The sequence below is a fragment of the Sediminibacterium sp. genome, from assembly GCF_019264485.1.
Classification (GTDB): Bacteria; Bacteroidota; Bacteroidia; order Chitinophagales; family Chitinophagaceae; genus Sediminibacterium.
The window spans coordinates 278,427-289,946 of sequence record NZ_JAHVAA010000011.1 but is presented as its reverse complement, the minus strand read 5'-3'; the positions used below and the strand labels follow the sequence as shown (position 1 = coordinate 289,946).

General features: G+C 40.5%; 9 protein-coding genes. 1 reads left to right on the top strand and 8 read right to left on the bottom strand.

Annotated elements, in window-relative coordinates:
• Positions 1–2 precede the first annotated feature (2 nt).
• The 5 genes from KXJ59_RS07460 to KXJ59_RS07440 all read right to left on the bottom strand — a co-directional run bounded on the left by KXJ59_RS07460 (position 3) and on the right by KXJ59_RS07440 (position 7,026).
• Positions 3–692, bottom strand: a complete 690-nt coding sequence (locus KXJ59_RS07460) for an HAD family hydrolase (protein ID WP_295202706.1) — start codon at positions 690–692, stop codon at positions 3–5.
• Positions 689–1,276, bottom strand: coding sequence for an HD domain-containing protein (locus tag KXJ59_RS07455; RefSeq protein WP_295202703.1), 588 nt, complete (start codon positions 1,274–1,276; stop codon positions 689–691). Before KXJ59_RS07455 ends, KXJ59_RS07460 begins: the two co-directional genes overlap by 4 nt.
• A 114-nt stretch (positions 1,277–1,390) precedes the next feature.
• On the bottom strand, positions 1,391–2,917 hold the full coding sequence (locus tag KXJ59_RS07450) for a SusD/RagB family nutrient-binding outer membrane lipoprotein (RefSeq protein WP_295202700.1): 1,527 nt from the start codon (positions 2,915–2,917) through the stop codon (positions 1,391–1,393).
• An 18-nt stretch (positions 2,918–2,935) separates the two neighbouring features.
• A complete protein-coding gene (locus KXJ59_RS07445; RefSeq protein WP_295202697.1) occupies positions 2,936–6,229 on the bottom strand; it encodes a SusC/RagA family TonB-linked outer membrane protein in 3,294 nt (1,097 codons plus the stop codon).
• 158 nt (positions 6,230–6,387) lie between these two features.
• On the bottom strand, positions 6,388–7,026 hold the full coding sequence (locus KXJ59_RS07440) for a helix-turn-helix domain-containing protein (RefSeq protein WP_295202694.1): 639 nt from the start codon (positions 7,024–7,026) through the stop codon (positions 6,388–6,390).
• Here KXJ59_RS07440 and KXJ59_RS07435 point away from each other — a divergent pair.
• Positions 7,021–7,497, top strand: a complete 477-nt coding sequence (locus KXJ59_RS07435; protein WP_295202692.1) for an FKBP-type peptidyl-prolyl cis-trans isomerase — start codon at positions 7,021–7,023, stop codon at positions 7,495–7,497. The genes KXJ59_RS07440 and KXJ59_RS07435 overlap by 6 nt on opposite strands.
• Before the next feature lie 83 nt (positions 7,498–7,580).
• Here the strand turns inward: KXJ59_RS07435 and KXJ59_RS07430 are convergent, their stop codons facing one another.
• The 3 genes from KXJ59_RS07430 to KXJ59_RS07420 all read right to left on the bottom strand — a co-directional run bounded on the left by KXJ59_RS07430 (position 7,581) and on the right by KXJ59_RS07420 (position 11,504).
• A complete protein-coding gene (locus KXJ59_RS07430; protein WP_295202689.1) occupies positions 7,581–8,855 on the bottom strand; it encodes a hypothetical protein in 1,275 nt (424 codons plus the stop codon).
• Positions 8,855–9,940: a hypothetical protein gene (locus KXJ59_RS07425; protein ID WP_295202686.1), complete on the bottom strand. Its 1,086-nt coding sequence runs from the start codon at positions 9,938–9,940 to the stop codon at positions 8,855–8,857. The genes KXJ59_RS07430 and KXJ59_RS07425 overlap by 1 nt, the downstream gene beginning before the upstream one ends.
• A 250-nt stretch (positions 9,941–10,190) precedes the next feature.
• Positions 10,191–11,504: a deoxyribodipyrimidine photo-lyase gene (locus KXJ59_RS07420; protein ID WP_295202683.1), complete on the bottom strand. Its 1,314-nt coding sequence runs from the start codon at positions 11,502–11,504 to the stop codon at positions 10,191–10,193.
• Positions 11,505–11,520 lie beyond the last annotated feature (16 nt).

Here is an 11,520-nt window from a genome sequence, read left to right as displayed (position 1 = left end):
ACTTATGAATTAAGTATTGTTGTTAACTGCTCCAGTGAATCAATAATATGATCGGGCTGATATTGCTCCAACTGCGCTCTTGTATAAGCGCCCGTTGTTACCGCTATTACGCTTCCACAATGGGCGTTTCTGCCTTCTTTAATATCAACTTCAGTGTCACCTACTTTTACCACTTCTTTTGCATCTGAAACCTGCAATTCTCTCATCAGGTATTGTATCATATATGAAGCTGGCCTTCCTTCAAGTACTTCATCGCTGCAAACTACTCTATCGATGTCCGGATGATTATTCCACCCCAATCTTGTAAGAAGTGCATTGGTGATAACTCTTGTAAAACCCGTGTTAAGTGCTACTTTAATCTGTCTTTCCTGCAACCATTTAAATATTTCCGCTGCGTAAGGCAATGGCACCAGTGTTTCTGTTTCCTGATAAAAAGCAACCATCAGTTCGTTAAAGCGGGTATGAATACTATCAATCAGCTTTTCATTCTCCGCTCCTTCGAGTTTGTTGTACTTTTCAACAATTATTCTTACTGCGTCTATTTTACGGTAACCCATAACTGTATCTACCTCTGCGCTCTCCACTTCAATACCTGCTTCTGCGAAAGCATCGCGAAAGCAATCATTGATATTACCTGCGTCACTTACTGTTGTTCCTGCAATATCAAATACAACCAATGCTATTTTACTCATATCAATAGGTTATGCTGTTTTAAAAGATGGTTTTTCATACGTTCTGCGTAAACTTCAAGTGCAGGCAACGGAACATTTTCTGTTTTAGCCTGCTCATCCCATTTACGTAGGGCGATGTACAGATTAAATAAAGGATCCGCTTCAAAAGCTGCAGCTTCTTCTGCAGACATCACCCCTCCCTGAAATTGTAGTGTTTGAAGACTTGCCTTAGAAAGATTCCTCAGATATTCCGGGTATTTAAAAGTGAGGTAACGTTTTGCAGCTACATGTGAAGCCACCAACTGTGCAATTTTTCCGGAAAAGCCCTTACCCAACAGGTAAGCTGCCCCAATTCTTTCATGATCAGCTACTCCATAATCATCCATATAATGTACGTCCATGATATGTTCGCACAGGTGCCCGATATCGTGAAAGAAAGCCGCGAGGATTACTTCGTCGTCGTAGCCTTCTGCTTCCGCCAATTGCGCACATTGACACATATGTTCTACCTGCGATACTTTTTCCCCTATATAATTTTCATTTCCATAAGTCTTATAGAGTGTAAGTATGTTTTCAATGTGTGTATCAATCATATTCACTGTCATAGAAAAAGATTTATGGTTTTCAATAAATCTGAGGGAAGCTGGTTGAAATAATGGCGTAACCAGCGGGTTACGCCATTCTCTACTAACAATAAACCTTTCCCAGCTTTTTATGAATTATTTAATGATCCATATTGCAGTATTCAGATCATCTGCCCCTTGTCTGGCTACAGCTTCAGTTCTGTTCTTCCCATTCAATGATTGTTCTGAAAGCGGATAGATATAACGAAGCGGAACTTTATTATTATTCAGGTTATCTGCACCGGGTATTATTGCAGGCATGCCTGTACGACGCCAGTCAAACCATGCTTCAAGTCCATTAAAGAACAGGGCTACCCATTTTTGTAATGCAATTTTTTCCAGTTTTTCTGTCTGTGTACCTGCATAAGCTACACCTGCTTGTGTGTAATAACCGGCGGGCGGTGTTACATTGATTCCATACTGTGACGGAATCATACCATTGTAAAAACTGAAATTCGCCTGTATACCACGCAGGTAATAATCTTCGGGAGTAGTAGCTGAAGTAATCATTCCTTTTTCTGCTGCTTCTGCCAATATAAACTGCAATTCAGCATAAGTCATGATTAGTCCTCTGGCCACATTTGGTTGCGGTGCAATCTGCCCCCCATCGTTACATACCAGACATGCATAACTATAACCAACACGTGAAACACCTTGAGGTCCCCCATTGTAGTTAAGTGCGGCAACATCGCCTAATCCATTCGGAATACCTTCAATCTTAGGAGTACCTGCCGCAACAGATTTTTGCGATGGGCGACCAAATACAGCCAGGCGTGGATCATTTAAAACAGTAAGTCTGTCGCTCAATGTTTTACTTACCCTGAATTCATCGAATGAACCAACACGTGCACTATATAAAGGCCACTGATTGGCTGGTACATCAGCCAGATACTTCAATTCAGCATTATCGCTGTTGCTTGAGAAAATCGGGTTTGTGGTTGGATTGCCAACGATTGCCTGCATATCTGCATTCACATTTTTCTTTTTCGACAAACGCATCAATAAACGAAGACGAAGTGAATTGGCCAGTCTTCTCCACTTATCAACCGATCCGTTGTACAGAATATCTCCACTGATAGCTTCACTACTGGTGCCTAGAATATCATTGGCTTTTTTCAGATCGGCTAAAAGTCCGGTATATATATCTTCCTGTTTGTCGTATTTAGGAGTATATACTGATCCGGTTTTGGCTTTTGTTGCTTCTGTATAAGGAATATCTCCATAAGCATCAGTTGCCAGTGAAAACATCCATGATTTCATGATCAGCGCAACACCGAGATAATTATTTTGTACCGGAGTTGAAGCAGTAGCCAGGTCAATCATATTTTGAACGTTACGCATATTGCCATATACACTGTTCCATACACCATTTCTTTCTCCCCATAAATACCTGTCTTCGTTTACAAACTGAATCTTGGCTGTATGTTGTGCAACAATATTTCCAATTCCCCAGGCTTCATTCACCTGATCGTTAATGGTATTCTTGATAACACCCGATAATAAAAGATCTGGTGTTACAGAACTCGGAACATTCGGATTGGTATTGATTTTTTCAAAATTCTTTGTACATGATCCGAGTGTCAGTAATGACAATGATCCTATGATTAGAAACTTATTTTTCATATCACTAATATTTTCAGGTTATAATTTAAAGCTGAGGTTTACGCCAAAGCTCCTGGATGATGGAATAGACATGTATTCAATACCTGGTAAAGCAGTACCTCCGCTAAACGACATTACTTCAGGATCAACATGTGGAACTTTTGTCCAAAGTGCCAGGTTTCTTCCTACCAGACTGATGGTTGCACCCCTGAAAGGAGTACCTCTGAATAATTTATCCGGAACAGTAAAACCAATCTGAACCTCTCTCAGTTTTACAAAACTTGCATCGTACATAACACCTTCTGCAATGTTTCGTCCACCTGTCCAGGCAGTGTGCCATTCGCGTGCAGTTCTTTTAACAGTGTTCGGACTGAATGAACCATCTGTATTCAGTACCACACCCTGACCAATTACACCATTACCTGGTTTAGTAAGATCATATCCATCCGCACGACCTTCGAGTGTTTCGGTAATAATACCTCCTTCACGACCTACTGTTTGTGTTTCTGAATATACTTTACCACCCTGTCTGATATCGAATAAGAAGCTAAGTCTGAAATTTCTGTACGTCAATGTATTGTTGATACCTGCTAACCAGTCTGGATTGTAGTTACCCAACTTAATACGTTGTGTAGTTGGAATAGGGCGACCATTATTAAACACCATCTGACCAGTGTATTTTCCTGAAGCATCATAGTATGGCGCTGTTTTGTCTGTGCTCTGAACACGTGCAAAACCAATACCGTACATATCTCCCATTCTTTCACCAACGCGTGCCTCAATACTTACTCTTCTGCTTGCCATAACCAGATTGGTTAAACCATCAGACAGTGATACCACTTTGCTCCTGTTGGTTGAAAAGTTGATATCGGCAGACCATTTGAACCCTTTTTTAGTAATCACAGGCACCACATTCAACATGGCTTCAAAACCATAGTTTTTAATCATACCGGCATTGATGGCCCTGCTGCTGTAACCAGTTGTATTCGATAAAGGGATATTGATAATCTGGTTCTTAGTGCTGCTGTTGTAATAAGTAAGATCAAGACCAATCCTGTTTTTCAGAAATTTAATTTCTGTACCAATCTCAAATGCAGTGCTGATCTCTGGTTTCAGACTCAGGTTTGCCAAACGATCTGTTTCACCATATATCTGTGCCGTACCAAATGCTGTACCTGGATTAAATGCCTGTGTAAATGTGAAAGGATCGGTGTCGTTACCTACCTGTGCCACACTGGCTCTCAGTTTTGCAAAACTGATATAAGATGGCAGCTTCGCCATATCGCTCACAATAGCACTCAATGCTGCTGATGGATAGAAAAATGAATTCTGCTCGTTTCCTAACAGTTTCAAACTGGCGGGTAATGTAAGTGCACTTGACCAGTCATTACGTGCCGTAATATCAAGAAACAGGTAATTCTTATAACCTACTTGTGCAGAGCCATAAAGACTGTTTACTCTTTTTTCAGATGTTGACTGACTTACATCAAGCGGAACACGGTTATTGCTGAGTTTATAAATGCCAGGTATATTCAACTGACCTGCATTTAATTCATTATAATCGCTTTTCTGGATGGTTTGGTTACCACCGAATGTACCGGAGATAGTAAAGTCGCTGTTGATCTGTTTATTTGCGCTAAACAGGAAATCAGAGTTTCTTTCTTCAGCAATTACACGTGCTTCACGATACTGACCAAATGGAAAACGCTGTGAGCTGAAACCTCTTTTGTACATCCTTACTTCACTTGAATAATCGGTAGCAGTTCTAAACTGTACACTCAACCATTTCAACAAATCATATTTCAGCGTTATGTTACCTATAATACGGTCTACATTCTGACCGTTGGTATTTTCATATACCGTCAAATAAGGATTGTCGTGATAGTTATAATTCCAACTGAATTGCTTTCTGTTTTCGAGACCCGGCTGCCATAAGCGTTTCATTTCATCCAGTTGCACAGATCTTGGTAACCAGCAGTTAAAGAGGTACATGATGTTCTCTGTACCATAACTGATAGAGGGTCTGTTACCACTATTACTCTTGATATAACTTACAAATGCCCTTGCAGAAAATTTATCGGTGAGGTTATAACCACCACCAAAAGAAACGGTGTTTCTTTTCAGATCAGTGTTAGGTACAATTCCTTTCTGATCAAGGTTGGTGTATGATATCCTGAAATCACCGAAATCATTACCGCCAACCAGGGCTACATTATTCGTAACTGTGGTTCCTGTCTGGAAAAAATTCTTCACCCCATCGGCATCGTTCAGCCATGGAGTAGCTGTAATGATGCTTCCCGCAGGTGCATTCAGGTCTCCTCCCAGAAATGGAATGGTTTGTCCGTTTAATGTACGTGGCGAATTAAACTGTGGATATGACTGCCCGGCAAATGCTGGACCCCATGATTCATCGGTACCATCAGTAAGACCTGCACCACCGCCGTTTACAAAAGCAAAAGCTCCACCATTACCATTTCCCTGTCCGTATTTATTCTGGTAATCAGGTAAGCGCAATGCTTTTTCCATGGTGAAATTGGAATTTACTTCTACACCAATTCCTTTTGCATTTTTACCTGATTTGGTTTTAATAACAATTACACCATTGGCCGCTCTTGATCCATATAATGCAGATGCAGCGGGCCCTTTTAATACGTTGATTGATTCAATATCATCCGGATTCAAAAAGCTGGCACCATTACCAAAATCTACTTCGAGGTTATTTCTTCCTGAACCACCTGTTAAAGAGTTATTGATGGGTACACCATCAATAACATACAAAGGCTGGTTTTTATTCAGGTCGATAGATCTTTCTCCGCGAATGGTTACACGGGCCGAACCACCAATACCTGAATTACTTCCTACAACAGTAACACCGGCAATTTTACCAGCGAGTTGATTTACCACATTGGTTTCTCTTGCAGTAGTTAATGCTTCTCCTTTCAATTCCTGTGAAGCATAACCCAGTTTCTTTTTTTCTTTTCTGATACCCAATGCTGTTACAACCACATCGTCTAACTGTTGTGCAACGGGCGACAATGAAATACTCAGGTATTCACCTGTTACAGACTGCTTAACAGTTGTATATCCAACCGAACTGATGGTAATTTGAGAACCACTGGCTGCGAGTATGGAAAACTCTCCTTCAGCATTGGTAAATACACCATTGGTTTTATTTAAAATACTTGCGCCTTCAATAGGCTTCTTGGTAATTGCGTCAGACACTTTACCCCTGATAGTAACATTTGTTTGAGCCAGGGTGCAGAAGCTAATGAGCTGGGCCATTAAGAAAAAGGCCAATCTCACGCTGCGCCAAACAGTTTTTTGCGCTTTCATAAGCAGGTTATGTTTTTTTTAGGCCACAAACCTATCCTGCTAATGTTATGGTAAAATGTGCTGTAGGTTAAGTAAAAGTAAAGTGTGACTTAACAAATAGATCGATTATTGGTCGATTATTAACAAATATTAAACTTTAGTTAATAAATCGTTAAGCGCTATAAAGGATGGTTTTTAAAAATATAGATCACAAGCATCAGGGCATCATCTTTTCCGCGGTTAACAGGATTGTGCAATTCACCAGCATCAAAGAAAAGCGAATCTCCCTCCTCCATATCAAAAGATTCTTCGCCAATAAAATAAGTTACGCTCCCGCTGATAAGGTATTTGAATTCAAATGCATCAGTTTTTACCATAGGGCGTTTTGCATCTGCTGATAATCGGAGGAGTACAAAATCGGTATGGAAATCCTGAACAGTTGTTGAGAACAACCGTTGATAATAAAACCCGCTTGCATTTTCTTTTTCAAAGGGCTGGTATTGTTCTTTTTTCCGGAATATTACTTTACTGTCTGGTGCTAAGAGATTGATGTCTTTGAAAAAATGATTAAAATCTATATTAAGCGATTTAATCAGGTTCAACAAAACAGTTAAAGAAGGAATGGTTCGGTTATTCTCTACCTGACTCAGCATGGCTTTTGATACCCCTGCAGCTTCTGCCAGTTCCTGTAGTGTAATATTTTTTTCTTTACGAAGATCACGCAATCGATTACTGATCTGAATAATGATATCTTCCTGCATAACCTGTTTTACCTGTAATATAAACAGGTTTCTTCGTCTGCAAACGCTCAGATGCAAACAGGTTACCTTAGTTTTGCAAAAAATGTAATTTTTATGGGAGTAGCAGATCAATTGGCACAACTCAAGGCTGAAAAAGCGGCCGCTAATTTAAAAGTAGGCCAGGATTTTTTAGCCAGCAATAAACAAAGACCCGAAGTAACTGAACTGGAGAGTGGTCTTCAATATGAAATATTAACAACGGGTACAGGCGAAAAACCCAAGGCACACAATGAAGTAACCTGTCACTACCACGGCACACTGATCGACGGCACCATTTTCGACAGTTCTGTACAGCGTGGTCGTCCGGCGGCATTTCCTTTAAATATGGTGATCAAGGGCTGGACCGAAGGTTTACAACTTATGCCAGCGGGCAGCAAATGGCGTTTCTTTATTCCACCACATCTTGCTTATGGTGAGCGTCAGGTAAGTGCACAAATCGGTGCGAACAGTACCTTGATATTTGATGTGGAATTAATCAGCTTCAGGTAAACAGTTATTATCTATCATCTTTAATGCCCTTGTTTTCTGCAACAAATTATATTCAGCAGAAAACAGGGGCATTTTTTTCAGTTTTACCTCGACTCGTACGGCCCGTGTTCTGAAACAATATATTTATCTGTACTGGAATCGTTGAGCACATATACGGCATAACGATCTCCACCAGGTTGTACCCGAATAACAATATGTCCTTTTTTTGCTTTATAGGCCCTGTTCACAAATGAATCGCCGATTACATTGATATTGGACTCCAGCATATCCGTTGCAAACAAATCTCTTGGCCCGGGATAAATACTGGTCGACATGATACGTCTTAATACATCATGCCCCGGATGATCAGACGACCAGGTTTGCTGTATCCATACCCTAGGACGTAATGTTCTTACATAATAACCCTGTTGCGAATCGCGGTTGCCATGATGGTTCAAAGTAGCCACATCTACTGCACCAATCAACGCTGCAATCTGGGCCTCCATCGACTGAAAATCGGGCGCACCAAATTCGTCTATACCCGATACATCGCCACCGGTGAAATAATCAAATTTTCCATAGCGGATCTTTAAACATACACTGAGTGGATTTTCGCCCGGATAATGAGTTTCCGGAAACACATTTACAGACTCTCTGTTTTTATACCCTGTAGCCACCCTGCCACCTGCAGCAATATTTTTAATCTCCCATTCCGGAAAACTGCCTGACTCACGGGTTAAAACAAACTGATCATTTGCTCCTGGCACAATACTATCATACAACATGCCCTTTTTCTTCTGTGCATCCAGAAAAGAAAAATAATTGTTTAGTGATTGTACAATATGGTATTCATCTTTCTCATAACGTTTTTGAAATGATTCAGAACGTAAGTTAACCGGTATAGTATGGCCTCTGTCGATCATTTTTTTGATAGGAACAATATCGCCTACACCGGTAAATCCTGTTAACACATAATTACCATTAACAGATTTCTTTTTTTGTATATCCCATTCACCAAAATGATCATCATGAAAATGGGATATGACACCATAATCTATCTGCGGTTTTGCAAATGGTGAGAACTCGGTAATATATTGAACTAGCCATTCATATGCCTGTTTCGAACTATCCGGATGCAACCTGCTGTTTCTGTCTGATAAGGTTCGGGGATGTGTATCAGAAATTTCACCGGCATCAAACAACATAGTAGTTCCATCGGGAAATACCATAAAAGTAGCGTTACCCCTGCCTGTGCTGATATGATGAATATCAAACATGCCCCTCGACCAGGGTGCGAGCTTTTTTGTTTGTGCTTGTACTGTTGCAAACAACAGTACAAGCACAACAGTAACAACAGTTTTGAGCTGTTTATTTTTCATTATTTCTGTTCTACTTCAACAGCTTTGGCCACTTGATGTTCTGCAGTGAAATTGAAACCTGCCAATTGTGCCACAGTAGCCGCTAATTGTTTTTGATAGAGTTGCTGAGACTTTTTGATTTCTCCTGATGGTTTTACTTTCGGACCAATTACAGTAAACCATATTTGCGAAGCATCCAATACTTTTTGACCGTGAGAAGTCCATTCAGATTTTACTGCATCACCTCTTCCGTGATCGGTTGTAATGAGTAATGTGGTTTTATCCTTATAATCGGGGTCATGCTGAATCCAGTTCCAGATTTGTCCCACCCACTCATCAAACTGGTGTGCCGCATCAAGATAATACTTATAATCGCCGTGATGTGCAAACTCATCTGTATCACCATAAGAAATATAAAATGCTTTTGGTTTTTTAACCTGCAGATAATGTAATGCCTGAAAATGCGTAAACACATCCAATGTTTCTCCTGCACCAAATGGTTTGAAGCCTGTCTGGTTCATTTCATTCAGCAGTTTCATGATTGGATCTGAAAGCGCTGCTGTATTGTCGTCGTAAGCATTCAGTACAGGAAAGCCTGCACGTTTTTCATTGATGATTCTGTCAAAAGCACCCCATGCACCAAACGCAGCTACCCTGTTTTTATAGGCCGGCATTTTATTAAAAAACTCCAGAATATTGGTATGCGGATTAGGCGGATAATCATTTGAATTGATGAGTGTATCTACATGGCCGGTTAATATTTCGCTATAGCCCGGGTAAGAAAACCAATAAGGATTTGCATTGTCTACTTTGTTATCGTGAGCCCTGTTTCCATATAGCTGTCCCTGTTTGGCCAGTGTTCCCCAGCAAAAAGGCATCAGCTTCTGTCTGCGGCCGGCTTCTGTTTTATCCCAATACTTTTTGAAAATTCCTGCGCTGTCTTCCTGGTTAAATTTCGGGTTCTTCGCAATCTCTGCATCCATTCCTTTAAATACTTCCTGCCATCTTAATCCATCAGTTGTGATGATGATAATTTTCTGGTCTTTGTCTTGTGCCAGTGCAGCAACTGAAATGAGAAAAGCAATAAGGGTTGATAACAAACGCATAGTCATTAAGTTTTGAGAGCGTGAAGTTATCGTCTTGCCTATTGCTGTATATTACCATTGCGTGAAGAAATTATTTTCTTTTTTAGCGAAAGTTTTCTTCACCGCAGAGAACGGGAGAAACGGAGAGGTGGCGCAGGGTTATTTTTATAAATATGAGAATGATATGAAAGGCTATGAGCTGTGAGCCGCGAGTAATAAGCCATGAACAATCGAAACTGGAAGCTAGCGCTAATAGCTAGCAGCTTAAAGCTCACAGCCCCTTAAGTCCTTTCGCATAAACTTCCAGCACCCTCTTCCTTGCCAGTTCATGCTGTACAATGGGTTGAGGATAATTGAACTCATTCAGTTCAGGTATCCATTTGCGTATATAGCGCAGGTCTTTATCAAATTTTTCTGTTTGCAGTGATGGATTGAATACACGGAAATAAGGAGCTGCATCGCAACCACTGCTGCTGGCCCATTGCCATCCACCATTATTGGCAGCCAGATCGAAATCAAGTAGCTTTTGTGCAAAATAGGCTTCACCCCAACGCCAGTCTATGAGTAAATGTTTGGTGAGAAAAGAAGCAACAATCATACGCACCCTGTTGTGCATATAACCTGTTGTATTGAGTTCACGCATACCTGCATCTACAATCGGATAACCGGTGGTTCCATTACACCAATGCTCAAATTCAGTTTCATTATTCCTCCATTCAATTTTATCATACTCCGGTTTAAAAGAAGCGCCTTTACCTACCTGCGGAAAATGCCAGAGAATGGTATGATAAAAATCTCTCCAGATCAGTTCATTCAGGTACACATCGTTCCACTCCATGGCTTTTCGTGCGAGATAGCGAATACTCACCGTTCCAAAACGCAGATGCACACCCATTTTGGATGTTCCTTTTTCAAGCGAAGGAAAATTTCGGTTTTCGCCATAATGTCTGATCACAGCCTCTTCCAGCTCTTTCGAAGGAAAAGGAAGCGCTACAGGCTGAAAACCTATGGATAATAATGTAGGAATTGTTACAGGTGTCTGTTGATAGAAATTCGAAAAATATTTCTCTGTTGGATATGCTTTCAGGTAAAAAATATTCAGTTTCGCTCTCCACTTTCTTGCATAAGGAGAAAATACAGTGTAAGGTTTGCCATCATCTTTTACCACTTCGCTTTTCTCAAAAATCACCTGGTCCTTGTAGGTTTTAAAACCTGTTCCATACTCTTTTAACAGAGCAGCAATTGCTGCATCTCTTTCCTGGGCGTAGGGTTCGTAATCGTGATTGGTAAATACAGCCTCAATATCATATCGTTCCAGTAATTTTTTGTACACTTCTTTCGGGTAATCATAATACACTTCCAGTGTACTACCCATTTGCACAAGTTGCTGCTGTAATTCTGTTATGGCTGCATGAATAAACTCCACACGTCTGTCGGCCTTATCATCCAACTGATCGAGAATATTTTTATCGAAAATAAAAACAGGTAATACAGGAATACCGGTACGCAAAGCATGATACAATGCCGCATTGTCTGACAAACGAAGATCTCTGCGGAACCACATTACCTGTATGCGAGGTTTCATGAGTGAGATTTTAGGA

Bases quoted from the DNA above. Each gene is read 5' to 3' on its own strand.
- KXJ59_RS07435 (WP_295202692.1), top strand. From the start codon at position 7,021: ATGCAAACAGGTTACCTTAGTTTTGCAAAAAATGTAATTTTTATGGGA.
- KXJ59_RS07455 (WP_295202703.1), bottom strand. From the start codon at position 1,276: ATGACAGTGAATATGATTGATACACACATTGAAAACATACTTACACTC.
- KXJ59_RS07420 (WP_295202683.1), bottom strand. From the start codon at position 11,504: ATGAAACCTCGCATACAGGTAATGTGGTTCCGCAGAGATCTTCGTTTG.
- KXJ59_RS07450 (WP_295202700.1), bottom strand. From the start codon at position 2,917: ATGAAAAATAAGTTTCTAATCATAGGATCATTGTCATTACTGACACTC.
- KXJ59_RS07445 (WP_295202697.1), bottom strand. From the start codon at position 6,229: ATGAAAGCGCAAAAAACTGTTTGGCGCAGCGTGAGATTGGCCTTTTTC.
- KXJ59_RS07430 (WP_295202689.1), bottom strand. From the start codon at position 8,855: ATGAAAAATAAACAGCTCAAAACTGTTGTTACTGTTGTGCTTGTACTG.
- KXJ59_RS07425 (WP_295202686.1), bottom strand. From the start codon at position 9,940: ATGCGTTTGTTATCAACCCTTATTGCTTTTCTCATTTCAGTTGCTGCA.
- KXJ59_RS07460 (WP_295202706.1), bottom strand. From the start codon at position 692: ATGAGTAAAATAGCATTGGTTGTATTTGATATTGCAGGAACAACAGTA.